Origin of the sequence: Fontibacillus forbon (assembly GCF_046559655.1) — a bacterium.
Taxonomy (GTDB): domain Bacteria; phylum Bacillota; class Bacilli; order Paenibacillales; family Paenibacillaceae; genus Fontibacillus.
In genome coordinates, this window is sequence record NZ_JBKGFV010000003.1 from 537,747 (window position 1) to 563,131 (window position 25,385).

The window sequence follows — 25,385 nt, forward strand, 5'->3', positions numbered from 1 at the left end:
CATGAAGGTTGCCTGGATTTCGGGCCTGCTCGCCTGTTTTCTCTTCAGTCCTGTAGCCGTAGGGGATGCTTTGGCTTATGCCCCGGCCACTACAGCGACGGATGCCGCTTATACTTCAGCCGTTTCAGCCGATGTGCCTTATCATTTCGGATTCAAAAGGAGCGTAGGGGGACAACTTCCTTCCATTAATGAGGAAGGCTTCAAAGAGATCGTGGATAAACATGGCGCGATTTTTTTGGGGGATACGTCCCGCAAAGACCTGTTCCTGACCTTCGATAACGGGTACGAGAACGGATATACCGCGCCGATTCTCGATACTTTGAAGGCGAAGAAGGTACCGGCGGTGTTCTTCATCACCGGTCACTACGTTAAGGATCAGCCGGATCTAGTAAAACGGATGGCCGCGGAAGGGCACCTGGTGGGGAACCACTCCTGGAGCCACCCGGACATGACGACGATTACGGATGCCCGCATCAAGGAAGAGCTGGATCGCGTAAAACAAGCGTCGGCGCCATTGACCGGCACGGATCGGATGCGTTACCTTCGTCCGCCGCGCGGCATTTTCAGCGATCGGGTACTGCGGGTGACAAAAGAACTCGGGTATACGAACGTGTTCTGGTCGGTCGCCTACAAAGACTGGGACGTAAACGACCAGAAGGGGACGGCCTATGCTTATCAAAAAGTCGTGCAACAACTGCATCCCGGCGCGGTGATTTTGCTTCATTCCGTCTCCAAGGATAACGCCGCCGCTTTGGGCGCGATTATCGACGAAGCCCGTCGCCAGGGCTATGAGTTCCGCAGCCTGGACGAGCTTGGCAAACGGCCGCAAGAACAGCAGCCTATGCCGGGTTCGCAGCCCTAACCTGCTCCATTTAAACAGACCGCCTGTATCGGGTAAACCCCGTTCAGGCGGTCTGTTTTGTTAACTGAGGCAAGTATCTTGACTTTGGATTTTTAGGCTCATATAATTAGGTTTGCGAATAAATAAGTTAGCTAAATATTAAAGTATCTAAATAAATTAAAAGGGGGCGGTGAGTTGATTATGGGCGAGGATAGTAAGGCCCAGCGACTAATGGAAGTCCTTGGCCGTTTCAGAAAGGCGGAATGGCATAAGCAAGCCTTGGACGGATACAAGCCCAGTGAGCTCAGAGTATTGTTTATGATCCAAAAAGGGAGCCTGAAGGAAGAACGCGGCGTTACCATTTCGAGTATCAGCAGCATGATGCGCGTGAGTCCGCCTACAGTGACCCCGCTGATCCGCAGCTTGGAATCCGGCGGCTTGGTTGTTCGGATTTACGATCAGGAAGATCGCAGGGTCGTCCGGGTAAAGCTGACCGAGGAAGGCGAACGGGTGAGGCAGGAAGCCAAGACGGTCTATGCCCGCCACTTCAAGGAATTGTCCGACTTTTTGGGCGAAGAGCGGAGCACTCAACTGGCTGACTTACTGGAGCTTGTGTTTCAGTTTCTGAAAGAGAAACATACAAGCGATCTTCCTAAATAAAGAAAGTGGAGATGATGGGAATGATAAAACTTTTCCGGCATTTGAAGCCATACCGTTGGTTGGTTGCGGCCGTCTTGGTACTGGTATTTTTCCAGACCCTGTCCGAGTTGTACCTGCCGACGCTCATGTCCGATATCGTGGACACCGGTGTCGTGAAGGGAGACACGCCGTACATTTGGCGGATCGGCCTGTTCATGCTGCTGGTGGCGCTGGGCGGGATGATCTGCTCCATCGGCGCAAGTTACTATTCGTCCAAGGCGGCTTCGGGCTTCGGGAAATCGCTGCGGGCCAAAGTGTTTAACCATGTATCGAATTTTTCGCTAGAGGAATTCGATAAAATCGGCACCGCGTCGCTGATTACCCGGACGACCAATGACATCACCCAGATGCAGCAAGTGCTGATCATGATGCTGCGGATGATGGTCATGGCACCGATGATGTGCATCGGCGGGATTATTATGGCGGTATCCAAGGACGCGACGCTGTCGCTGATTTTGGTCGTCATCATGCCCGTATTGGCGCTGGCGATCTTTCTGATCGCGAGAAAAGGGATTCCGCTGTTTAAGACGATTCAGAAAAGAATTGACCGGCTTAATTTGGTCATGCGCGAAGAATTGACCGGGATGCGAGTCATCCGTTCGTTCAACCGGATCAACCATGAGAAGAAACGGTTTGAAACAGCCAACTTCGAACTGACCGATACGTCAATCAAAGTTAACAAAATCATGGCCTTCATGATGCCGGTGATGATGCTGGTCATGAACGTCTCTTCGGTCGCGATCATTTGGTACGGCGGACTGCGCATCGACGCGGGACACATGCAGGTCGGGGACCTGATGGCCTTTTTGCAATATGCGATGCAAATCATGTTCTCCCTGATCATGGTATCGATGATGTTCGTCATGATTCCCCGCGCCTCGGCTTCTGCGGTTCGGATCAATGAAGTGCTGGATATGGTCCCGGTAATCAAGGATGCGGACAACACCGTGTCTGCCGGGGATCAAAAAGGGTATGTCGAATTCCAGAATGTGTCGTTCAGTTATCCCGGCGCGGAGCAGCCGGCGGTGCAGGATATTTCGTTCAGCGCCAAGCCGGGGGAAGTGACGGCGATCATCGGCGGCACGGGTTCGGGCAAATCGACGCTGATCAGCTTGATTCCGCGGTTTTACGATGTGAATGAAGGACGGGTGCTTGTCGACGGCATGGATGTCCGGGACTTGCCGCAGGAAGAACTGCGTGCCAAGATCGGTTTTGTACCTCAGAAGGCCGTGCTGTTTACCGGAACGATTCAGGACAACATCCGTTACGGCAAAGAGGACGCGACCGACGAGGAAGTGCGGCATGCGGCGAAAATCGCCCAGGCGGCCGACTTTATCGGCGAAATGGAGCAGGGCTACGATTCCGTTATCGCGCAGGGCGGAAGCAACGTCTCCGGCGGTCAGAAGCAGCGCCTCTCCATCGCCCGGGCGTTGGTCCGGGGAGCGGAAGTTTATATTTTTGACGACAGTTTCTCGGCGCTTGACTTCAAGACCGATGCCAAGCTGCGTGCGGCCTTGAAGGACGAAACCCGTGAATCGACCGTAATTATTGTCGCGCAGCGGGTAAGTACCGTGTTGGATGCGGACCGCATTATCGTAATGAACGAAAGCCGGATCGCCGGAATCGGCACTCACCACGAACTTATGGAAACCTGCGACGTGTACCGGGAGATCGTGTATTCGCAGCTTTCGGAGGAGGAGATCGCATGAGCCAGGAGCAAACTAGAAGAGGTCCCGGCGGCCGGGGCAGACACGGCGGACGCGGTCCTGGCGGTCCCGGAGGTCCCGGCATGGGGATGCCCGTGGAGAAGGCCAAAAACTTCAAAGGTACGCTGAAACGCCTGATCCGTTATTTGCGTCCTCATAAATATCAACTTGGTGCCGTTTTGATCATGGCCATATTAAGTACTTTATTCAGTATTTTTAGCCCGAAAGTAATGGGTAAAGCGACCACGAAACTGTTCGAAGGCATCATTGCCAAAATGAAGGGCGTACCTGGGGCGGAGATCGACTTCCAATATGTATGGCATATCATTTTGATCCTGCTCGGTTTGTATGTGTTAAGCTCGATTTTCAGCTACTTCCAACAGTATCTGATGGCCGGCGTCGCGCAGAAAACGGTTTACGATTTGCGGCAGGACGTGAACGACAAGCTGTCCAAGCTGCCGTTGAAGTATTTTGACGCCCGGACGCATGGGGAAATTTTGAGCCGGGTTACGAACGATGTCGATAATATCAGCAACACCCTGCAGCAAAGCTTGACGCAGCTTATCACATCGGTGCTGACGATCATCGGGGTCATCGCAATGATGCTGTCGATCAGCCCGCTGATGACGTTAATCGCGGTATTGACCCTTCCGCTTAGCATCGTCGCGATCACTTCGATTGCCAAGCGTTCGCAGAAGCAATTCGTCCGACAGCAAAAAGAATTGGGCCAATTAAACGGTCACGTGGAAGAGATGTATACCGGACACAAAATCATCAAAGTGTTTGGGCGCGAACAACGTTCTTTGGAGCAGTTCGACGAAATCAACGGCCGGTTGTATGAAGCCGGATGGAAAGCTCAATTCATTTCCGGGGTCATCATGCCGATCATGAGCTTTATCGGAAATATCGGATATGTGCTCGTGTCGGTCGTCGGCGGGATCCTGGTTACGAAAAAGAGTATTGAAATCGGGGATGTGCAAGCCTTTATCCAATATGCCAGACAATTTACGATGCCGATTACCCAAACCGCGAATATCGCCAATATTATTCAATCTACGGTGGCGTCGGCGGAACGGGTGTTTGAAATTCTGGATGAAGAGGAAGAGGTTCCGGAATCAGCGAAGCCAGTGGTACTTGAACAGCCTAAAGGCAACGTGGTTTTCGACCATGTGAAGTTCGGGTACGATCCGGATCATACGCTAATTGAAGACATGAATATCGAGGTATCCCAAGGCCAGACGATCGCCATCGTCGGACCGACGGGCGCGGGCAAGACAACGCTGATTAATCTGTTGATGCGCTTCTACGAAGTGAATGACGGAGCGATCAGAATCGACGGGGTTAATATTACGGATATGAAGCGCGGCGATCTGCGCAGCCTGTTCGGAATGGTACTGCAGGATACCTGGCAGTTCAACGGCACGATCCGCGATAACATTGCCTACGGACGTGAAGGCGCCACGGAGGAAGAGATTATCGAGGCGGCCAAAACAGCGCATGCCGATCATTTCATCCGCACGCTCCCCGGCGGGTATGATACGATCCTAAACGAAGAAGCCTCGAACATTTCGCAGGGGCAAAAACAGCTCTTGACCATCGCGCGCGCCATTCTCGCCGATCCGGCCATCCTCATTCTTGACGAGGCGACCAGCAGCGTGGATACCCGGACCGAGATCCATATCCAAAAGGCGATGAACGAGCTGATGAAGGGCAGAACGAGCTTTGTCATCGCGCACCGGTTGTCTACGATCCGGGATGCCGATTTGATCCTCGTAATGAACCACGGTTCCGTTATCGAGCAAGGAACGCACGAGAAACTGCTGGAACAAGGCGGGTTCTACGCCGATTTGTACAACAGCCAATTTTCGAAGGGCGGCTTTGATCAGGAAGCGGGTTAATCCGCTCTTGATTCCCTCCCATATATATCAGCCTATCTCAAAAACCGCGTGCCATGGGCCGCGGTTTTTTATTTGTTTCAGGGGGGAACGGGCTCTATGATGCGTTACGGCGCCGATTCATTTACACCTCGCCCGCCAATCTGAGCAGCTCCTGTTCCTTCAGGATGATAATCTTCCGGCCGCTTACGGCCGCTATTCCGCTGTTCGTCAGCTGACCGAGCTTTCGGCTTAGCGTTTCTGGCGTGGCGCCGATCACGCCGGCAAGCTCTTTTTTGCTGACCGGCAGGATGAATTCACTGGATGACGGTGCCGATTTATGGCGGAAATAAAGCAGCATTTTGGCCAGTCGCCGGTCGGCCTCAAGCAGAGTAAGGACGGCGGCCCAACTGTCCGCCTCTTCCAGTTGTCCGCTCAGTGCGCTCATGAATCGGGCGGCCGTATCGGGACTTCGGCGCAACACCTCCAAGAAGTCGGCGCGGTGGATGCGGCAAATATCGGCTTCATCCGCCGCACTGGCGCTTGCGTAATGGGGTTTTTCCTGTAGCAGTGAAAATTGGCCGAAAAAATCGCCGGGAAAAAGCAGCCGGATAATATGCTCTTTCCCGTTATCTTCAAGCTTGGTCAACTTAATGACCCCGCGGCTAAGAACAAAGAGAGAATCGGAACGGTCCCCTTCGTGGAAAATCATATCTCCCTTGGCAAAATGCAGAGATCGCATCACGGTGTGCAGCAGTTCGATTTCTTCGGGACGCAATTGACTAAACACCGGTACGCGGGACAGGCAGGAAGGAGCCGCCGTTCCGGCACCGGTGGAATGCAATGTACAAGCCATTTTTGGCACCTCCATGGTCATCTTTACTTCTAAACTACCAGCAAGCTATTCCCGACATTGTGCGCTACATCACAAACTTTGAGGACAAAACTTGACCTGAATCAAGGTTGAAAACAGGAAGATAAGGCAAATTGGAAGTATGGAAGTGAGGAAACCCTCACACAGAACAGGAGGACAACAAGATGAATGGATTTTCTTTTGATGATTTGAAAAAGATACAACGTACCCGGCTTGGAAAAGAAGTGCCGCTGGAGCTGTTCCGGGCAATCCGGCTTATCGGAATGAGGGAGGCGTTGCCTCTGGAAGGCAAAGGGACAACGGCCTCCATCGGCCGGAAAATCGGAGAAAGCCTGCCGGTTTCTACGGAAGAGGAATTACTGGACATGTTTGCGACGTTGCAGATCGGCCTCCCTCGCGTAACTCATCGGGACAAGCATCTGATTAAGATCGTGGTGGATGATTGCTTTTGCAAGGGACTTCCCGTCTTGGAGGAGAAAAAGGTATGCGATCTGGAAGGAGCAATTCTTGAAGGTGCGTTAGGAAGGATTATGAACCGGAAGGTTACGGTTCGTGAAACTAAATGTAATGTATCCGGAGATGATCATTGCGAGTATGAGGTTCGTTGGTATGATTGATTTTTCTAAATTAAGGATATTAATCTCCAAGATTCGATCTTAATCTACATAATTCGACACACTCTGCCGATATTTATTTCATTATGCATACACACAATGCTGGCAGGAGGAAATGAGTATGGTGGAGCAGGAAAATCAAAAACAGTTTATTTACCAGGATTTGCGCAAGAGAAATCAAATGATCTGTTTAATGGTTTCCTTTACCGTCGGATTAACGATATTTATGCTGCTCGGTTTACGTGCAGGGGGCGCCGCGTTTGCGTCGATTATGATTCCCTGCGTGATATTGGTAGCGGTAGTATGGTTCGGGCATCTGACCAAAAAATTTGAACGGTGGATTTCATTAGTCTCGGTTGTGGGGATGCTCGCTATATCCGCGATTCCGATTCTGCAAAACGGGGGCAGTGCAACGGGAGGGTTATCCGCCTTCTTCGTGCTTAGTATCGGCTTGATGTACAATTTGCCCATCGTTGTATGGTCGGCATTCGGTTCCGGTTTGGTCCTAATCTTTTTGAACTATTTCATGGTTCCGTCGGGTGCGCCCGGTTCCGGCATCGAATTTTCGCTATATTTATTCTACTATATTGTTTCGGCCGCGGTGCTGCTAGCCCAGTCCGGTTTAAGCAGAAAGATGATAAAGCATATCGGCGAACTGAGCCATGAGACTTCGGAGATGCTTGCCAAAGAGTTAGAACGGGAAAAAGTAACTTCCGAAGCTACCCGTACGATCTCCCAGAGCATCGGCGAAATTCGGGTCAACAGTCACGATAGCAACCAGGCATTCCGGGAAATGAACACCGCTTTTCAAGAGATGGCTACGGGTTCGGCGGTTCAGACGGAAACGATCGGCGGAATATCCAACCATATATACGCTTCCAACCAGAAAATTAACCAAATGCTTAATTCCATGACTCATTTGGTAGAAACGGTAATGGAGACAAAGCATGCTTCTTCGAATGGCGCTGAGGTCATTACGCATTTGACTACAACGATTGATCAATTCCACAATAATATGAATGAGATGAAAACCGAAATCGGCTCACTGATTGCGAACATTCATCAAATTGCCGAACTGACAACTTCGATTCAGGAGATTGCCAGCCAGACGAGCCTTCTGTCCTTGAACGCCAGTATTGAGGCAGCACGGGCAGGGGAGCAAGGACGGGGTTTCGAGGTCGTTGCCAATGAGATCCGCAAGCTTGCTGATCTGACGAATGAATCAGCGAAGCAGATTACCGAAAACGTAGGGCAAGCGACCCGCCAGGCCGACTTATCCCATGTCCGGCTGGAGGAGAATGCCGAGAGCATGAAGCGGAGCCTGGAGCTCGTAAGTCAAACCAAGCTGGCGTTCGACTCGATCGACAAAAGCGTTGGCGAGCTGACGGTAGGTGCGACCGGCATTTCCGAAGTGGCCGATTCCGTGCAACAGACTTCAGGTGAAATTGAGCATGCCGTGAACGACTTTGTGGCGGTAATCGAGCAATCGTCGGCAACCCTGCAACAATTGCTGGCCACCGTCGATACGCTGACCGCTCAAAATGAGCCGATGGTCCGCAGAATCGAAGAGACGGATCAAGCCGTCAAACAGCTGATCGCCATCGAGCGCTGATCCGCCCATTACGAAGACCGCCTGGACAAGTTTGTCCAGGCGGTTTTTTGTGATGGGGCAAATGTGAGCGGTGCGTACGGTGCGTGCCGTGAGTGCTGTAAGTGCCGTGAGTGCCGTGAGTGTGGTGCGTGCCGTAAGTGCTGTGAGTGCTGTGCGTGCCGTGAGTGCTGTAAGTGCTGTAAGTGCTGTAAATCCTGTAAATGCTGTAAATGCTGTAAATGCTGTAAATGCTGTAAATGCTGTAAATGCTGTGAGTGCCGTGAGTTGGTGCGTGCCGTAAGTGCCGTAAGTGCTGTAAGTGCTGTAAGTGCTGTAAATGCTGTAAATGCTGTAAATGCTGTAAATGCTGTAAATGCTGTAAATGCTGTAAATGCTGTGAGTGCTGTGAGTGCCGTGAGTGTGGTGAGAGTGGTGAGTTGGTGCGTGCTGTGAGTGCCGTGAGTGCCTAGAGTGCCCGTGAGTGCCGTGAGTATGGTGCGTGCCGTAAGTGCTGTGTGGCTGCGGTGGTGTAGTCGGCATAGTTCTGCGTCCGAGCGGCATCGATGATTAAATGGAAAACCTACAGCTAATTTTAAGATAATAGCCCTTTATCGCGAAATAGATGGAAAACCTCCATCTATTTCAACCATTTTGGGCGAATACAGCATGTTCTCTCCAAATTAACTGCAGGTTTTACAGCTAATTATAAATGAATGAACATTTCCCTAAAAATAACTGTAGGTTTTCCAGTTAGTTGTGCTGACTAACAGCTGCTATATGTTGTCGGCTAAAGTAGGGCCTTCTCCAAGAGTAAAGTAATCCGGTTAAAATTTATGCACACCCAGCTAGATTAGTTTTCTGCCGAAGTATGGCCCTCTCTGGGAGAATAGGCATCCATTGAAATCAAGCGCAGCATACTTTTCCGGTTATCATGCTCTAGCCAGCAAATAAACCCCAAAAAGAATTACCGCAACCCCTGCCAGTTTGGTCGGCGTTATCGTTTCATTGAACATGAAGTAGGCGGGAATCATCGCCAATACGTAAGCAAAAGCCTGCATCGGATAGGCAACGCTCAATGGCATCCGCGTCAACACGGCGAACCATAGCAGGGTAGCTATACCGTACAGCGCAATGCCTCCGATTACGGCCGGCGAGGTGACAAGCTTGCCCCAGTGAAGGCCGCCTGAACGGCCCAGGCCGATTTTGAACAGCATTTGGCCGGTGACCAGCAATACTATGTTGCCTAATAAGAGAAGATAACTAATCGTTTTGTCCATGGAGAGCCTCCTGTTCCTTCAAAATCGTCAGCTCTTGGGTCAGACGCAGCACTTGGGCGGTGAGTCTTGTAACGACGATCGTCAGGTGAAGTATGAATGCAAAGCAAAATAACAGCCCAAACAGAAAGAGGATGGCAGGCGCATATTTGACCCCGAGGCGCGCTGCAATCCATTCGATAAAAGAAACGTTAAAAGAAACGATGAACAGGACCGCGCTGAACAGAATCCACAGCAGGGAATATTGTTCTTTTAGCTTTTGTCGCCGGACCAGTTCCAGAACCAGAAGCAAAAACAGAAAGGCTAGCGCCACCGACAATATATAGATCGTCATGGCTTGGACACCGCCGTTCTGTCATACCGGATCGCGCTCATTAATACGGCTAGCGTTACTTTAATCATATAATATACCGATTTCCACGGTGTAATGGAAGATTTACCGGCTTGCCGGTCATGCATTTCCGTCGCCACCTCGGCGATCCGGCAGCCCTTGCGTTTCAGGTAGACGATCGATTCAACCTCCGGATAGTCGATCGGATAATAGTCGGCATACAGTTCGATCACTTTGCGCCCGGCGGCCCGGAAACCGCTGGTCGTATCGGTGAAGCGCTGCCCGGTCACCAGGGAGACGAGGCCGGAAAAGAACAGCATCCCGATCCGCCGCAGGCGGGAAGAACGGTAGGAAGTCGTCTCGACATATCTGGAACCGATGACCAGATCATTGTCCGCCGCCTTTGCAATCAGCTTAGGCAATTCCCGGGCCGGATGTTGACCGTCGGCGTCCATCTGTACCGCGATGTCGTAACCCATCCGCTGGGCGTACAAATATCCCGTCTGCATCCCGCCTCCAATCCCTACATTGTAGGGAAGCGTCAGGACCTTGGCACCGGCCTGCTCGGCCAGCTGTTTCGTCCGGTCGGTCGATCCGTCGTTGATCACGATTACGTCGGCTTCCGGCACATGGAGGCGTATATCCCGGATGACGGTGGCAATACTGCCCTCTTCATTGTATGCAGGAATAATGATCAATGTCTTCATAGGGTAGAGGGCCTCCTCACTTCAGGATGATCGGACCGGGAATATGCCGGCAGCCACCGATCAATCAGAAAAGCACCGAACAGGATCAGCAGCGCTATATTGGGATAACCGTAGCGGTTAAACGCAACGAACGGAAGATAAATGACCGTGAAATAACTCAAGGCCAGCAACAGCGGAAGCAGGCGGGAGAACCGGCATTTCACCAGCGCCCATACGATTCCGGCCATATTGACCAGCATAAGGATGATTTGCAGCACATTCATGACCGGCCGGGTAACGGGCCAGATCGGACGGGAATAGAAGGGATGGAAATACAGCTCGACCCATCTTCCCAGCGTAAACCAGTACAAGTATTTCAGCGGCTCGTGCTTAAATCCGTAGGAAATGACGTCCAAACCTTTTTGAACCGCCGTACTGTCCGATCCTTGAAACAAAGTTTTCGGGTCGTATTGCGGATAGGCCTCGAAGAATCCTTCCGGCGGCAGTTGTCCGTAAATCCGCGTTCCGAGCAGGAACGGGCTGCCTCCCGAGTTGGTAAACAGAATGAACTCATGAAAAGTAACCCAGTTTCGGATCCACCAAGGCGTCAACAAAGCCGCATAGAAGATCACCATCAAAAACATATATTTCAGCGCCAGCTTCCAAGGGAGCTTGTCTCTCCACCAGAGCACAATAAACACCGCGGGATAAAGGGAGGCGTGCGGTTTGAAGTAGGCCGCCGCCGCGGTTAATACGCCGATCAGTATGTACAGGCTTGTCCGGTTGCGCTCCAGCGCCAGAATAGTAACACAAACCATGAGCAAAAGAAGAGTCCGGAAGGTCGTTTCCGACAAAATCACACCCGATGAGAAATAGTCGGGCAGATACAACGCACTAATAATAGCAGCAATAAGCCCGACCCGGGTATTGAATATCCGCCTGCCGATCCAAAAAATGAGGTAGATCGACAAGGCCTGTTCCAGACACTGAAAAATCCGGAATGCGATAACGCCTCCCTGATCCTGACCGAATATCGCCATAAACCCAGCCAACAGAAAAGGCATGCCAGGCATAATAAAGGCGGAAGGCCGCTCCTTCGTGTTATATGCCAGCACTCCTTCATTCAGCAACAGCCTGGAGCTTTGAATATATTTGACATCGTCATTGTTCGGCTTTACCGGATCTCCCAGCAGAAAATAATCGTTGTACGCGAGGACGATGATGCTGGAAAGAATGGCCACAAAGGCAATCAATCCGAAGAGCAGCATCTTTTCCTTCCGGCTGATTCCGGATGGTGAGAACAAATGATTCAACCCCTTTTCTATTTATTCATTTTCAATTTCCTTTCAGACCCATTATATCAGTTTATATCCATAAAAAAGCTCATGCAATCCTTCAACGTTCGAAAGGCTCATAAAGTTTCATGCGATTTGGTGCATCGTTGCTCCAGCGTCTCTCCGGAATCGACATGGCCCGCATTGATGGCTTCCCATAAATAGAGGGAAGCAATCGATCCATAGGGCGCCCAGAGATGCTCAACCTGCTGCAAATATTTCCGGTCGCTCCGTTCCTCCATATCGTATACCCACTTCGCGGCGCGTTGAAGCCCGATGTCTCCAAGGGATACGACGTGCTTGAGGCCCAGCGCGAAGATCAGGAACATTTCCGCCGTCCAGCGTCCGATGCCTTTAATCGAGAGCAGGGATTGTACGGCTTCCTCATCGCTTACGGTTCCAAGTGTTTCGAGATCGACTTCCCCGGTCAGCACCTTCGCGCACAAATCGCGAAGGTAGGCGACCTTGGCAGCCGAAAGTCCGGCAGCCCGCAAATTCGCATCGCTTTCCGCCGCGAGTGCGGCCGGGGAAAGTTCCCCGGCCAGTTCCAGCACCCCGGCCGCAAATCGTCGAGGCCGCCTTGGCGGAGATCTGCTGGCTCATGATCGAGCGAGCCAGTGCCGCAAAATGCGGGCCCCGCGGCTTCGTGCGAAGCTCGCCGATCAGTCCGGTAAGCAGCCCCATCCGGAGATCGCCAGCGACCAGCACCCGGACGCTGGCTTCCTCCGGGTGAAGATGAAAACCGGCAGGAATTTTATCCATGACCAGGCTCCTTTACCGGGTGGAATCGTCAATCATGTCAAAGTACTGTTCCATCATCGCGTCGACCCGGAGCTGCAACTCATCGCGCTCCGATTGCAGCGCGGCCAGGCGCCCGGCGTCGCAGGCCGCCTCCGGCTCCAGCATGGCCGCGTCGATCGCCGCCAGCTCCGCCTCGGCTGCGGCAATATCGCGTTCCAGCTTGCTCACCGCAGCTGGATTCGCCGCCTTCGGCCGCCGGCCAGCCGCGTTCCGGCCGGCCTCGGGGCCATCGCCTGCGGGCTCCGCAGCCGCAGCCGCCACCCCGGGCGCCCCGGCCTGCGGTGCCGGCGCATTCCCGCTGCGCGGCTGCGCCCTTATGCCGGCGTCCGCTCCTGCGCCGCCGCTCGGGCCCGGCGTCCCCCGGCGCTGGCCGCCCGTGCCGGCCCCGTCCGCTGCGGCTTCCCGCTTCAGCCGCTCCGCGCGGAAGTCGTCAAAATTGCCCAGCGTCACGGACAGCTGTCCGTCCTCCAGCAGCCACACCTGACCGGCAATTTTGTTGATGAAGTAGCGGTCATGCGATACGGCCAGGAGAGTACCCGGGTATTCTTCCAGCGCCTCCTCCAGCGCTTCCCGCGAGTCGATGTCCAGATGGTTGGTCGGCTCGTCGAGCAGCAGCAGATTCGGCTTTCTATACATCAGAATCGCCAGCCGGAGCCGCGTCCATTCTCCGCCGGACAAGCTGTGCACCTTTTTGAACACGTCGCTGCCGTAAAATAGAAACCGGGCCAGCTGGTTCCGGGCTTCGCCCGTTTCCATGCCAAGCTCGTCGCGGAAGTATTGAAGCACCGTTCCCTCCTCATCGGACGGCGCGGACTCTTGGGCAAGGTACCCGGTTTCCACCCGGGCGCCAAGGCGGATTTCGCCTTCATCGGGAGGGCCGCCGATTCCGAGGATGCTCTTGAGCAGCGTGCTCTTGCCTGCTCCGTTGCCGCCGATCAGCGCGGCGGACTCCCCGTAGCGCAAATTCCGGCTGATCCGGCGGTACAACTGCCGTCCTCCCGCGGATTGGCTTACCTCCGTGAGAATAAGCGCCTCTTTGCCGGAGCGGTCGGACTGCTCCAGCTGCAAATCGATCCGCTTGCGTTCCAGCACCGGCCTTTTCAGCTTGACCATGCGGTCCAGCGCCTTTTGCATCGAAGCGGCGCGCCGGTGGAAGCCCGGGTTTGGCGGGTTGGAACGGTTGCCCCATTCAATAAGCTGCTTGATCGTTTCCTGCATCTTTTTGATTTTTTTCTGCTGTTCCTGATAATCGGCGAACTGCTGAAGCAGCCGCGCTTCCTTTTCTTCTTTGTATCTACTGTAGTTGCAATGATAGGTAAACGCTTCTCCATCCTCGATTTCGATGATTTTTTCAGCTACGGCATCGAGAAAGTAGCGATCATGCGAGATGACTACGACGGTTCCGCTGAAAGTGCGCAGGAAGCCCTCCAGCCATTCGATCGCGGCCATATCGAGATGATTGGTCGGCTCGTCGAGCAGCAGGATATCCGGATTTTGCAGCAAAATGACCGCCAGGCCGACTTTGGTTTTCTCGCCGCCGGACAGGGAGGAGAAGGGGCGGTTATATTGCTGTGCCGGGATGCCTATTCCGGCGGTGATCCGGTCAATGTCGGCCTCAATTTCATAGCCGCCGCCCCGCTCGAACATTTCCTGCAGCCGGCCGTATTGCCGGAGCAGACTCTGCAGCGCCGATTCCGATCCCTCTGTGGCGGCCAGGGACATCTCGTTTTCCAACCGCTCCATTCCGCCTTTGGCGTCAAGTAAAGGTTGGAAGGCGGAACGCAGCACATCGTAGACCGTTTCTTCCCGTCCGTAATCGGGAATCTGGGCAAGCGAGCCGGTTACCGCATCTTTGCGGATCATCAGCTCGCCTTGATCCGGGGCCTCGCTGCCCGTAAGCAAGCGTATTAACGTCGTTTTACCGGTACCGTTTCTGCCGATGAGGCCGACGGTTTCGCCTTCTTTGATTTCGAACGATACATCGCTAAGCACCAACTCGGCGCCATAATATTTTTGAATGTGAGCACATTGAATCATCATTTTAATGATCTCCTTCGGTCGGATGCCGCTCCGAAGTATCCTCATTCAGACGCAAAAAGGCTGCAGGAAAACCTGCAGCCTTCTTCGCACACGTTACTTTAGCCCGTGAGGTCAGGGTAGGAGCGGCATTTCGCAATTGGTTTTGGATATCGAATTATTAAAAATGGACAGACTTATCCCGTTACGGACAAAAGCATGAACATTGCCAAACATTGCCATCGGCAGTTGGCTAACTCGACTCCACGCAAACTTGCGATCCACTTCTACCCACCTCCATTCATGAAACAAGATATTGAAAGTATATGCGCTGGCTATGGAAAAATCAAGTAAACAAGCAAAAGAAACTTTTCACAAAAATTTAATGTTTAGACTCGGAATTTATCGGGTAATGATTGGTTTGTTGTTTATTTCCTCCTCCCTTTCCTTTATAATCATCCCTAGACAAAAAACGCGGTTCCCCAAAGGGTGCGCCGCGAAAGCGTCAATTTACAATAAGTAAGGGGAGCCTAATTGGAAAGAACAGCAGCTAAGCAGATTTTTGACGAATTGCTGGAAGTGTCAGGCAGCGGGGTCTCCGTGAAGATGAAGTCCCGGTTTCCGGGCGGCCGCAATGTCGGCGGCAAATACAGTATGTCGGATCATTCGGTGACAATATATCTGGGTGAGATCAAGAAGCAGTGCATGACGCTGTTCGGTTCGCTCGATGGATATGGGCAACTGCTACGTATCGTATTTGCGCATGAACTTGGCCATGCTGAAGATGCTGCATTGGCCGATCTATCAGATCGCCTCGATACCTGCGAAAGCGAACTGGAGCGAAAGGAGATCGCGCTCCGAATCGAAGAGAATGCTTGGGAATATGCCCTGAAGCTTGTGCCGGATGCCGATAAACAGATGATGGATACCGTTATCTATTATTCGCTGCATGCCTACCGTGAAGCGATCGCACAGGAAACGGCACAGGAAATCGCCTAATTTCAGAAGTTAGCCATCCGTCTTGAAGACCGCTGATTCCGAGCGGGAGAGAGATGAACATAAACAAGGGTTGAACGCCGGCCGTCTCGCCGAAGTTCAACCCTTTTCTTTTGGTGATTAATGGATTTTTATGTTTCCCGAGGTCGTTCTGACCTTAATAAGGTCTTTGGTTTCCATAGGGGAATCGGGCGCTTTCACGTTGCCCGTACCAGCCTTCAAATCATATATTCCTTTAAATTCGGGGTCAACGGACAAGGTGACATTGCCGGACCGGACCGAAATGTCGAGCGAGTCCGAACGTTGGTCGGAAACCGTGACGTTCCCGGAGGTGTTCTCAATAACCCCGGCACCTTGAAAGTCATTAATAACGACATTTCCCGTGGTTAATTTGGCATCCAGCGGCCCCTCCGCCCCGATGACTGTAAGCTTGCCTGACGTACCGTGGGTGGTAAGCCCTCCGTGGAGATTCACTACTTTTGTATTTCCGGAGGCGACGGCAATCTCGGTTTCACCCTGGATATCCGTAGCCGTCACATTGCCGGATGTAGCCTTGATTGTCAGATGCTCAGAGGTAATGGAGGACAAGGTCAAATTTCCCGAAGACGTGGTAAGTTCGATGTCTTTGGCTTGCAAGCCCGTAAAATGGCCGTTATTGGAATGCAGCTTGAAGTCGATTCGGTCGATCATGGACGGATCGGCCATGGCTACGGTCATATGCTGTTTGCTGGACTGAAAATTGATGACCATAAAACTCCACTTGGTTTTCTCCGTTAGGTCAATGCTAACATCCGGTCCGGAAACGGTTGCTGCTTTCAGCTTGTCGATCGTATCCTGGGCCATATTTCCGCTAACCTCGATATAATTGGACCCATCCGAGCTTTTAATAAATTCGACGTCCACATCATAGCTGCTGTCCACCACCAGGGAATTCAATGAATCCAGGGTCCATTTTTGTTTGTGGTAAGGATTTTCATCGCCGAAGTCAAAGCCCTGATACGCCATTCCGGCAAAACCGATAATGATGAGAATAATGGCCAGCAAGGACCATCTTTTGTTATTCATGTCCCGCTCCTCCTTTTGCTACCCGTACATTCCATCCCCAGTATAATACGCTGATTCGAACCAGCGCTTTATAAACATAACGCGAGGCTATCGCGAGAAGGATGCCCACGCCTACTAAGGCAACCGTGGCGTAGCCTTTTGCCGCAAAAAATCCATGACCGACGGCATAATCAAGCGCCACCGCCACCGGGCTGACTATTCCTGCCAGGGCTGAGGCGGCCAAGCTGATCCCGACGGCCCAGAAGGAGATGAGTAAGGGGACGAGGACCAAATTGAGAAAAATTAGTCCGATATATACCATGGTCGTTGCAAAACCGCCGCGCCGATAGGCCGGTTTCGGATTCTCCGGGGCGGGTGCGACCGGGGGATTTTCGGGATTAAACCAGTATACGGGCTCCTTTGGGGCAAACCTTCCGTCAATGGCTTCCTTGGCCAGTTCGGCCGGATTCCCGAGTTCCGTCGCGATCTCCTCCTCCGATTTGCCGTTTTGCAAGGCAAAGGTGAAATGCGCCTCGAAGTCTTCCATCAGTTCATTGCGCTCTTCAGGCGGCAGCACCGACAGATGATCATGAAGCTGCGCCAAAAATTCGCTCTTATTCATAAGCGGCTTCCTCTCTCGATTAAATTAGATACGCTTCTCACAAACTGTTTCCATTCGATAACCAGCTTCTTCATGTAAAGTTCTCCCTCTGGCGTCAGCTTGTAATATTTACGCGGGGGCCCTTCCGTGGATTCCTGCAGATAAGTCGTGCAGTAGCCCTCGCCTACCAGTCTGCGGAGCAGGGGATATAGCGCTCCTTCCGCGACTTCAATATGCTGGGACACGGATTGGGCCAGCTCATATCCGTAGCGGTCATGCTCATGGATAAGCACCAGCACGCATAATTCCAAGGCGCCTTTCTTGAATTGGATGCTAATATCCAATGACATCGCCTCATTTTCGCTGTTTATTATTTTCTAGTACTGAACATTAATTAGTATTGATTGGGAACATATTATCACACAGTACTGAATAATGCAACATAGTGAATTCATCGATTCCGATCTTGACTGGCACAAAAATAAAAGCGGCTGTCCGGGGAAGCCCGGCTCAACCGCTCGGATTCTGTTTCTTCAAGCCATGCTGAAAATCTTATTCCCGGGTTCCGTATTGCGGACTGAGCCGGGGCAGATTTTCCGTAGCCGGGCCCTCGATCACGGCGCCCGTATAATCAAATCTGGAGCCATGACAAGGGCAATCCCAGGAGCGCTCGGCCGGGTTCCACTTGACTTCGCATCCCATATGCGTACAGGTGGTGTCCACCAGGTGGATATTGCCCTCGGGGTCTCTGTAGGCACCGGCTTTTTTGCCCAGATGTTTGACGGCGGCTCCTTGATCCGGCATGAGATCCTCGACTTTCCTGTGGACGATGTCCACTTTGCCGGTGATCAATTCCTTGGCGACGTCCGCATTTTGCACGACCAGGTTCTTGATCCCGGGATTCGCTTTGAAGCGGGACGGGGTGAACAAGTCGGCATACCGGTTGTCTTTTTCCTGAATCAGATCGGAAATCAGCAGGGCGGCCAATGTACTGCTGGTCATGCCCCATTTTCCGAAGCCCGTCGCCACGAAAATATGCGGGTGATTGGAGGTGACGGGGCCGATGTAAGGGACCTGATCGATGGTTGCAAGGTCCTGGGCGGACCAGCGGTAGGGGATATTTTTCGCGCCGAACGTCATACCGCCGAACTTCTCAAGCTCTTCATAGTGCTTGATCGTACAGTCGCTTTGTCCGGTCTTATGCGATTCCCCGCCGACCAGAATCACTTCTTTGCCGTCCAGCTCGGCTGCCCGCAGCGAACGCTTTGGATTCCCGCAATTGATATACATGCCTCCGGCATAGGGGGTTTCCGGTTCGATCGCTACGACATAGGAACGGTCGGCATGAAGCCGGGTAAAGTATAGCCCGCCTCCGTCGTAGAAAGGAAAGTGCGAGGCCGAAATGGCGTTTCTGCACGTAATCTTGACGCCCGATTCCGTCTTCAGCAAGAGCTTGCCGTCTCCGGTTTCTTCGGCGGAGTCGGCCATGGTCGAATTTTCATAGAACTGGCCGCCGTGCTTAACTACGTAATCGACCAGCGCATGCAAATACTGAAGCGGGTGAAACCGGGCCTGGTCGCGCATTTTCACCGCGCCTTTGATCACGAGCGGCAGCGGAATCGTATCGCACCATTCTCCGGGGAGATTCAGTTTTTCGTAGGCCGCCCACTCTTTCTCAAGCTTTTTCAGTTGCTCGTCGGAATCCGCATACAAATAGGCGTCTTCGGACTTGAAGCCGCAGTTGACGTCATGCTTACGCACCGTTTCCTCTATAAAGCGAAGGGCTTCCTGGTTAGCTTCAAAATACAACCGGGCATTTTCTTCTCCGAAGTGAGAGATCAGATTGTCATAGATCAATCCGTGTTGGGCGGTGATTTTCGCAGTGGTATGGCCGGTCGTTCCGTCCAGGATTTTACCGGCATCGACGACGGCCACCTTAAGTCCGGCTTGAACAAGCGCATAGGCTGCGGTGATCCCGGTAATTCCGGCCCCGGCGATAAGAACATCGGTTTGAATATCTTCCTGAACCGTAGGAAACGAGGGGAACGACGTCGTCTCTCTCCACATCGATTGCGGATATTTGGGAAGTCCGGTTGAGGTGAATGAACTGCTGTTCATGGGGGATTCCTCCTTATGGTTTATTTTTTCATTATTACCACCGTAAGTGGATAAGAAACGAGTGGAGGTGCATGCTTCCTTCATTCGCATGAAAAAGGAATGAAAAGCAGATACTGGGTTCAGGATGCGATATGGATAGGAGCTGTTGAGTATGAAACGCAATCGGTCCCGAGCCGGGAGCGGCCGCCAATACAATAGAGACAGGCAGACCGAGCAATCGGGTACCCGTTCCCGTTCCGAAACCCTTGCGCTTTCGGGCCATCTGCGGGAAATGCTGGAACAGATCCGGGAGGAGTCGGGTAATAGCCCCGACATCGTGATCCGGGAGTTTAAAATCGGAGAGCCTTACCTTTGGCAAGTAGAAGCCGCCATCGTATATCTGAACGGGCTTAGCGACGAGAAAACGATTAACAATGTGGTCATGAGGTCCTTGGTTGAATTCAAGCCGGATCGCAAGCCGGACATGAACCCCGAGCGGATTATGGAAATGATCTTGAAGGATGCCCTTACGTCCGGCGACTCTTCGATGGAGAGTGACTGGAAGGATATGCTTCTGGGCATTTTGTCGGGAGATACGGTTATTTTGCTGGAAGGATGCGATAAAGCGCTTGTGATCAGCACGCCGGGGGGCGAATGGCGCACCGTAAGCGAACCCTCTTCCCAACTGGTCGTACGCGGGCCGAAGGACAGCTTTGTCGAATCGATCGGAACCAATATTTCGCTGATACGCCGTCGGATCAAAAATTCCGATCTTTGGCTGGAAACGATGAAAATCGGATCCGTGAGTCACACCCATGTAGGCATTATGTATCTTAAAAGCGTAGCGGATAAAGATCTCGTCGAAGAGGTGAAGGAGCGGCTCAAGTCGATACAGATCGACGCCGTATTGGAGTCCGCCTACATTGAAGAGTTCATTCAGGACGAAACCTTTACCCCGTTTCCAACGGTGTACAACACGGAACGGCCCGACGTGGCAGCCGGAAACCTGTTGGAAGGAAGAATCATTCTCCTGGTGGACGGCACGCCGTTCGTCCTGATTCTTCCGACGGTTTTCGCCCAATTTTTTCAATCGCCGGAAGACTATGCCCAACGTTATGATATCAGCATATTTATGCGTTTAATTCGGTATATCAGTTTCATCATCCTGTTGCTCGGACCATCGGTGTACATTGCGCTGACGACTTTTCATTATGAGATGATTCCGTCCCTGTTGCTTATCAACTTTGTTGCCCAGAGGGAAGGCGTGCCCTTTCCCGCATTCTTCGAAGCCATGTTGATGGAGGTCACCTTTGAAATTCTTCGGGAGGCCGGGGTACGCATGCCGAGAGCCATCGGTCAAACGGTGTCTATCGTGGGGGCGTTGATTTTGGGACAAGCCGTGGTGGAAGCCGGGATTATTACGCCGGTCATGGTCATTGTCGTGGCGTTGACGGGCATCGCCAGTTTTGCGCTGCCGGCTTATAATTTGGCGATTGCCGGGCGTTTGATCCGCTTCTGCTTTATGGTCTTGGGCGGCATGTTCGGTTTTTACGGTATTACGCTCGGACTGATCGTGCTGGTGGCGCATATGAACAGCTTGCGCTCCTTTGGCGTACCTTATCTGGCTCCGCTCAGCCCGTTTGCCTTGCAAAGCCAAAAGGACACGGTCATAAGATTGCCGTTCTGGACATTCAAGAATCGTTCCCAAAACAACTATAATCTGAAGCATGCCAAGAAGGCCGAGGAAATAAAACCGCTTGGGAAGTCCGGAAAAGTCGGTGGTCACAGCGGGAAAAAACAATGAAAGACTAAGGAGATTACATTCGTATGGTTCGGAAGCGCATATGCGGGCTCTTGGCGTTTTGCCTCTTGTCGTTCACGTTGCCGGGATGCTGGGATGCAAGAGAATTGAATAGAAGAGCCATCGTGTCGGGAATTGGAATCGATCATTCGGATGGTGGTTACGAGGTAAGTTTGCAGGTAATCATCGCCGATGAGATCTCCGGAAAAACCGGTCGCGGCGGAACTCCGACATCGGTGTATCATGCCTCCGGAGGAAGTATAGTCGAAGCCATGCGAAATGTATCGCGTGAAGTGCCACGGCTCATTTCAACGGGGCAAACCAGACTCATCGTAATCTCGGAAGAGATTGCCCGCGAAGGAATCTCCGGCCTTGTGGATTTTCTCGACCGGGATTCGGATCTCCGGCTTTCCACGAAATTATATATAGCCCGGGAAGGGATAAAAGCAAGCGATATTGTTTCCGCTCTTACTCCGCTTGGTAAAATTACGGCTTATGCGCTCGTCCAGAAGACGGATTTGGCCGCCGATGAACTTGGGGCGAATTTTGCCGTTGAAATCGATGATGTGCTTCGAGGGCTGCTAAGTCCGGGAGGGGGGCCGGTCATTAACGGCTTGAACATTCTGGGTAGCCCCGAAAAAGCAGGCGATAAGAGCAACCTTGAAAGAACGGAATCGGCAGGGGTGGTCGTCATAGACGATATGGCCTTTTTTAAAGGCGATAAATTGGTGGGTTGGATGAACAGGGAAGAGTGCAAAGGCCTGGTATGGATGTTAAACAAGATGAGAAAAACAGTATTGCTTGTTAAACCCGAGGGAGACGAGGAAGAAATTACGTTAGAAGTATTCGAAACGAGCACAAGCACAAAAGTGGATGTTTCCAACCCCCGGCATCCGATGGCCGTGATTAAAGTGAAACCTCAGATGTCCGTCCGCGAAGCCGGGACCGAGGCCGATTTACGGGATTCGCAGGTCTTGGACAAAATTGAGAAGGCTGCGAACGCGGTTATCGCCCGGAAACTCGAATCCGCGGTGAAGAAAGCGCAGCAGATGAAAAGCGACATTTTCGGCATTGCACAGCAGGCGGAACGGACAAATCCGAAAGCCTGGAAAAAGATCAGCGGGCAATGGGAAGAAATTTTTCCGGCAATCGACGTACAGTACGAGGTCGATTCCATCATCCGCAACACGCAAATGAGGGATCGTTCCTATAAGTATCATTTCAAAAAGAAGTAAGAGGGGAGGGTAAGCCATGGAGAAGACCAAAATCAGTTCCTTGCAGTTTTTCTCGATGATGCTGCTGTTTCAGTTGGGAACCGCGCTCGTCGTCAATGTGGGGATATTGGCGGGCAGGGATGCCTGGCTGGCCATTCTGATCGGGATGGGAATCGGCAGCCTGCTGTTCGCCGTTTACGCCTATCTGAACGGACTGTTTCCCGACATGCAGCCGACGGCTTATCTCAGAGTGCTTCTGGGTAAATATCTCGGAACCGTGATTGGCATTGCCTATGTGGTGTTTTTTTTGAACAAGGCTTCCCGGGATTTAATGGATGGAGGCTTGCTGGTCATCGCCTCCACGTTGAAGGAAACTCCTCTACTGATCGTCAATTTAATGATGATATTGACGGTTGCCTATGTTCTTCACAAGGGGGTCGAGGTCCTTGCCCGTACGGCATTTATTTTCCTCGTAGTCGTTACATTGATCGGAATATTCATCGTGCTGCTGGTCCTCTTTTCGGACATTTTGAACCTCAATCGGCTGCGTCCCGTATTAGGCGACGGGATGGAGACGTTGTTCCTGTCAGTGTATCGGCAAAATTATCAATTTCCGTTTGCGGAGGTCATCTGTTTTGTGACGGTCATGCCTTCCTTGGGCCATCGGAAAGGGGGGATGAAGGCGGGGCATTTGGCGATTTTGATATCCGGACTGATCCTTTCCGGGGCGATTGCGGCTACGATATCGGTACTTGGCGTAGATATTACGGAACGCTCGGTTTTTCCTTTACTTACGATGATCGGGAAAGCATCGATTGCGGATTTTATTCAACGCACCGATATTTTGGTCGTCATGATTTTGATTATCGGTGTATTTTTTAAAATAAGCGTTTTTTATTACGCTTCGGTAATGGGCATGTCGGACATTTTTAAAATCCCTTACCGAAAGCTGCTTTATCCGATGGCTATTGTGATTTTACTGTTATCCCTCACGATCGCCGGATCTTTCACCGAGCATCTGGCGAAAGGAGGTAAAGTGCTGTATATGATCGACCCGGTATTCTTTGTGGTTATTCCCGTGTTCCTGCTGTTGGTCGGCTTTGTCCATAGCTACCGCTCGAAGACCCGGGGGCAGGGTCGGAACTAGCGTTGGGATTTCCGGCAGTTCTGGAGCCGACGTCGGAGCCAGAGCCAGAGCGGGAATCAGAGCCGGAGTCAGAGTCAGCGTTATGTGCAGACTTCTTCTCTTTCTTAGTTTTAAATGCGTGGTAGAGGTCCGGAACGACAAGACTCAGAACCAAGGCTAAAACCGCTATTTTTTGGGTCAGTGTAACCATCGCGTAGTCAAAGTTTTTCAAAACGGTATCCCATGGCTGTCCGAGGAGAACATCGGTAAATATGCTGTAGCCCAGGCCTAACGAAAAAAAAAGAAACACTACGAGGTATTTTTTTAGTAGCAAAATTTTTGAAACCCCCTTTTTTCTTAGTATGAAAATAACTTCCCTCTAACATACGGACAGGTAATTAAAGTTGGAATTTGACTAATTCTGAATCAAGACTTATACTAAGTCTAAAACAGATATCTAAAGGAATGATTAATATATGAAATCCTTAAATTTGACTACTCAACGCCAAGCGGTATATGACGTCGTCCGCAATGCCCACGATCATCCTACGGCAGCGGAAGTGATGAACCGGCTGGTGGAGCAAGGTTACAATTTTGCTTACGGCACGGTATACAACTCGCTCCGATACTTGGCGGACAAGGAAATGATCCGCGAATTGAAGCTTGGGGAAGCAGCCAGCCGCTATGATGCCAAGCTGGATGACCATCAGCATATCCTGTGCGAGGTGTGCGGCCGCGTTGACGAGGTTATGACCCAGGTGCCGGAGGATTGGAGCGGGGCTGTGGCCAAAGAAACCGGGTATGATGTACACCATGCCCACGTCGTATTCGGGGGGGTGTGCCCATCGTGTCGGCAGAAGAAGTGAAGACCCTTGGGCGTATGCAAACTGGAACCGTGACCCCGTTTCGGCGGCCGGAGGAAATGGACGGAAGCAGTTCGGAAATGCTTGACTCGTTTGACGGCCGGGAGGTTTGTCCGGTAACGCAGCGGGTGATCCTTGTCAGCCCGTTTCCCGGGGGAATCCACGAACTGGTCCGTGATCTATCCGAAGGATGCTTTGACGTTCTGGTGTTCCACCACTGGGAGCAAGGCATTCGCAATGCCCAGACGGCGGACCTGCTTATTTTTGACTTGACCCCGTTTCAGGAAGCGGAGGAAGTGGCTCCCGTGAAGTCGCTGGTACAGGAAGCCGGCAATGTTCCTTCCCTGCTGCTGGTGAATGAACGACTTCTTCCCAAATTGGACCAAGGATTGATGAATCAGGAACTTCTGGTGTGGCCAGCCCGTCCGGGTGAAATCAATTATCATGCCCAACGCATTATCCGCAGCGGCGCAAAACGCTCGCCGGCATCCCGGCTGCTTACGGGAACTTCGCCAGCCATCTTCAAAGATTTGTGGATCGATCGCAAGAAAATGGCCGTGTATCGCAACGGTGCAAAAATCGGCTTGACGAAGACGGAATACGAGCTGCTTGTTAAATTGCTTGAACGGGAAGGAACCGTTCTTTCCCGGGAGGACCTGCTGACCGAAATATGGGGGACCTCGTTCCTCGGCGGCAGCAACATCGTGGACGTTCATATCAAAAGTTTGCGCAAGAAGCTGGGCGACCGCGCAGTGAACTCCATGTACATTGCAACCGTAAGAGGAGTAGGGTACCGCCTGGCCGATTAATAAGGCATATCGCACGTGCGGATCCAGGTAATTCTTCGTAATATAAACAGAGGGTTGTTCCATGGGCGTTTTGCCTTGGTGGAACAACCCTTTATTTGTCTTTTTCGGCTTTCTGGGGAGAAAGGAAATGAAGTCCGGGACGTCGAATTAGTCGAAATAGATCTATATGTAAAGATTTTTGTAGAAGGGGACC

At 52.0% G+C, this 25,385-nt stretch carries 25 protein-coding genes; 12 read left to right on the forward strand and 13 right to left on the reverse strand.

Features of this window, described 5'->3' with window-relative positions:
• The first annotated feature begins 1 nt into the window (after position 1).
• The 4 genes from pdaA (at position 2) to ACLB09_RS14505 (ending at position 5,144) form a co-directional block, all read left to right on the forward strand.
• Positions 2-862, forward strand: a complete 861-nt coding sequence (gene pdaA, locus ACLB09_RS14490) for a delta-lactam-biosynthetic de-N-acetylase (RefSeq protein WP_410770538.1) — start codon at positions 2-4, stop codon at positions 860-862.
• Positions 863-1,042: 180 nt separating this feature from the next.
• Complete coding sequence (locus ACLB09_RS14495; RefSeq protein ID WP_410770539.1) at positions 1,043-1,501, forward strand: MarR family winged helix-turn-helix transcriptional regulator; 459 nt, start codon at positions 1,043-1,045, stop codon at positions 1,499-1,501.
• A gap of 20 nt (positions 1,502-1,521) precedes the next feature.
• Positions 1,522-3,249 (forward strand): ABC transporter ATP-binding protein, encoded by a 1,728-nt coding sequence (locus ACLB09_RS14500; RefSeq protein ID WP_410770540.1) that lies wholly within the window; start codon positions 1,522-1,524, stop codon positions 3,247-3,249.
• Positions 3,246-5,144, forward strand: a complete 1,899-nt coding sequence (locus ACLB09_RS14505) for an ABC transporter ATP-binding protein (protein WP_410770541.1) — start codon at positions 3,246-3,248, stop codon at positions 5,142-5,144. The genes ACLB09_RS14500 and ACLB09_RS14505 overlap by 4 nt, the downstream gene beginning before the upstream one ends.
• 121 nt (positions 5,145-5,265) lie before the next feature.
• On the opposite strand, the gene ACLB09_RS14510 is transcribed toward ACLB09_RS14505, so the two are convergent.
• Entirely contained in the window at positions 5,266-5,976 is a 711-nt protein-coding gene (locus ACLB09_RS14510) for a Crp/Fnr family transcriptional regulator (RefSeq protein WP_410770542.1), read from the reverse strand.
• A gap of 182 nt (positions 5,977-6,158) precedes the next feature.
• Between ACLB09_RS14510 and ACLB09_RS14515 the strand changes: the two genes are divergently transcribed.
• Both ACLB09_RS14515 and ACLB09_RS14520 read left to right on the forward strand, forming a co-directional pair.
• The gene (locus ACLB09_RS14515; RefSeq protein ID WP_410770543.1) at positions 6,159-6,611 is read left to right on the forward strand and encodes a V4R domain-containing protein; all 453 of its coding nucleotides are present in this window, start codon (positions 6,159-6,161) and stop codon (positions 6,609-6,611) included.
• Between the two features lie 118 nt (positions 6,612-6,729).
• Entirely contained in the window at positions 6,730-8,220 is a 1,491-nt protein-coding gene (locus tag ACLB09_RS14520; RefSeq protein WP_410770544.1) for a methyl-accepting chemotaxis protein, read from the forward strand.
• A 908-nt stretch (positions 8,221-9,128) separates the two neighbouring features.
• Here the strand turns inward: ACLB09_RS14520 and ACLB09_RS14525 are convergent.
• The 8 genes from ACLB09_RS14525 to ACLB09_RS14560 all read right to left on the reverse strand — a co-directional run bounded on the left by ACLB09_RS14525 (position 9,129) and on the right by ACLB09_RS14560 (position 14,926).
• The gene (locus tag ACLB09_RS14525; protein ID WP_410770545.1) at positions 9,129-9,476 is read right to left on the reverse strand and encodes an EamA family transporter; all 348 of its coding nucleotides are present in this window, start codon (positions 9,474-9,476) and stop codon (positions 9,129-9,131) included.
• The gene (locus ACLB09_RS14530) at positions 9,460-9,807 is read right to left on the reverse strand and encodes a DUF2304 domain-containing protein (protein ID WP_410770546.1); all 348 of its coding nucleotides are present in this window, start codon (positions 9,805-9,807) and stop codon (positions 9,460-9,462) included. Before ACLB09_RS14530 ends, ACLB09_RS14525 begins: the two co-directional genes overlap by 17 nt.
• A complete protein-coding gene (locus tag ACLB09_RS14535; RefSeq protein ID WP_410770547.1) occupies positions 9,804-10,511 on the reverse strand; it encodes a glycosyltransferase family 2 protein in 708 nt (235 codons plus the stop codon). Before ACLB09_RS14535 ends, ACLB09_RS14530 begins: the two co-directional genes overlap by 4 nt.
• The gene (locus ACLB09_RS14540) at positions 10,508-11,794 is read right to left on the reverse strand and encodes an ArnT family glycosyltransferase (protein WP_410770548.1); all 1,287 of its coding nucleotides are present in this window, start codon (positions 11,792-11,794) and stop codon (positions 10,508-10,510) included. Before ACLB09_RS14540 ends, ACLB09_RS14535 begins: the two co-directional genes overlap by 4 nt.
• Before the next feature lie 107 nt (positions 11,795-11,901).
• Positions 11,902-12,318 (reverse strand): DNA-3-methyladenine glycosylase family protein, encoded by a 417-nt coding sequence (locus ACLB09_RS14545; protein WP_410770549.1) that lies wholly within the window; start codon positions 12,316-12,318, stop codon positions 11,902-11,904.
• Positions 12,209-12,586, reverse strand: coding sequence for a DNA glycosylase family protein (locus ACLB09_RS14550; RefSeq protein WP_410770550.1), 378 nt, complete (start codon positions 12,584-12,586; stop codon positions 12,209-12,211). Before ACLB09_RS14550 ends, ACLB09_RS14545 begins: the two co-directional genes overlap by 110 nt.
• 12 nt (positions 12,587-12,598) lie before the next feature.
• On the reverse strand, positions 12,599-14,665 hold the full coding sequence (gene abc-f / locus ACLB09_RS14555; RefSeq protein ID WP_410770551.1) for a ribosomal protection-like ABC-F family protein: 2,067 nt from the start codon (positions 14,663-14,665) through the stop codon (positions 12,599-12,601).
• Between the two features lie 111 nt (positions 14,666-14,776).
• Complete coding sequence (locus ACLB09_RS14560) at positions 14,777-14,926, reverse strand: RAxF-45 family protein (protein ID WP_410770552.1); 150 nt, start codon at positions 14,924-14,926, stop codon at positions 14,777-14,779.
• 249 nt (positions 14,927-15,175) lie between these two features.
• On the opposite strand from ACLB09_RS14560, the gene ACLB09_RS14565 reads away from it, so the two are divergent.
• Positions 15,176-15,640, forward strand: coding sequence for a hypothetical protein (locus ACLB09_RS14565; protein WP_410770553.1), 465 nt, complete (start codon positions 15,176-15,178; stop codon positions 15,638-15,640).
• A 117-nt stretch (positions 15,641-15,757) separates the two neighbouring features.
• Here the strand turns inward: ACLB09_RS14565 and ACLB09_RS14570 are convergent, their stop codons facing one another.
• The 4 genes from ACLB09_RS14570 to ACLB09_RS14585 form a co-directional block, all read right to left on the reverse strand.
• Positions 15,758-16,702 (reverse strand): DUF4097 family beta strand repeat-containing protein, encoded by a 945-nt coding sequence (locus tag ACLB09_RS14570; protein ID WP_410770554.1) that lies wholly within the window; start codon positions 16,700-16,702, stop codon positions 15,758-15,760.
• Positions 16,695-17,303: a DUF1700 domain-containing protein gene (locus ACLB09_RS14575; protein ID WP_410770555.1), complete on the reverse strand. Its 609-nt coding sequence runs from the start codon at positions 17,301-17,303 to the stop codon at positions 16,695-16,697. Before ACLB09_RS14575 ends, ACLB09_RS14570 begins: the two co-directional genes overlap by 8 nt.
• On the reverse strand, positions 17,300-17,626 hold the full coding sequence (locus ACLB09_RS14580; protein ID WP_410770556.1) for a PadR family transcriptional regulator: 327 nt from the start codon (positions 17,624-17,626) through the stop codon (positions 17,300-17,302). The genes ACLB09_RS14575 and ACLB09_RS14580 overlap by 4 nt, the downstream gene beginning before the upstream one ends.
• Before the next feature lie 208 nt (positions 17,627-17,834).
• Positions 17,835-19,400, reverse strand: coding sequence for an FAD-dependent oxidoreductase (locus tag ACLB09_RS14585; protein ID WP_410770557.1), 1,566 nt, complete (start codon positions 19,398-19,400; stop codon positions 17,835-17,837).
• A 151-nt stretch (positions 19,401-19,551) separates the two neighbouring features.
• Here ACLB09_RS14585 and ACLB09_RS14590 point away from each other — a divergent pair, with 151 nt between their 5' ends.
• The 5 genes from ACLB09_RS14590 (at position 19,552) to ACLB09_RS14610 (ending at position 25,192) form a co-directional block, all read left to right on the forward strand.
• Complete coding sequence (locus ACLB09_RS14590; RefSeq protein WP_410770558.1) at positions 19,552-21,183, forward strand: spore germination protein; 1,632 nt, start codon at positions 19,552-19,554, stop codon at positions 21,181-21,183.
• Positions 21,184-21,206: 23 nt separating this feature from the next.
• Entirely contained in the window at positions 21,207-22,415 is a 1,209-nt protein-coding gene (locus tag ACLB09_RS14595) for a Ger(x)C family spore germination protein (protein ID WP_410770559.1), read from the forward strand.
• A gap of 16 nt (positions 22,416-22,431) precedes the next feature.
• Complete coding sequence (locus tag ACLB09_RS14600; RefSeq protein ID WP_410770560.1) at positions 22,432-23,541, forward strand: GerAB/ArcD/ProY family transporter; 1,110 nt, start codon at positions 22,432-22,434, stop codon at positions 23,539-23,541.
• A gap of 455 nt (positions 23,542-23,996) precedes the next feature.
• The gene (locus ACLB09_RS14605) at positions 23,997-24,386 is read left to right on the forward strand and encodes a Fur family transcriptional regulator (protein WP_410770561.1); all 390 of its coding nucleotides are present in this window, start codon (positions 23,997-23,999) and stop codon (positions 24,384-24,386) included.
• Positions 24,368-25,192 carry a winged helix-turn-helix domain-containing protein gene (locus ACLB09_RS14610; protein WP_410770562.1) on the forward strand — a complete coding sequence of 275 codons (825 nt, stop codon included), beginning with the start codon at positions 24,368-24,370 and terminating at the stop codon, positions 25,190-25,192. Before ACLB09_RS14605 ends, ACLB09_RS14610 begins: the two co-directional genes overlap by 19 nt.
• The last annotated feature ends 193 nt before the right edge of the window (positions 25,193-25,385 follow it).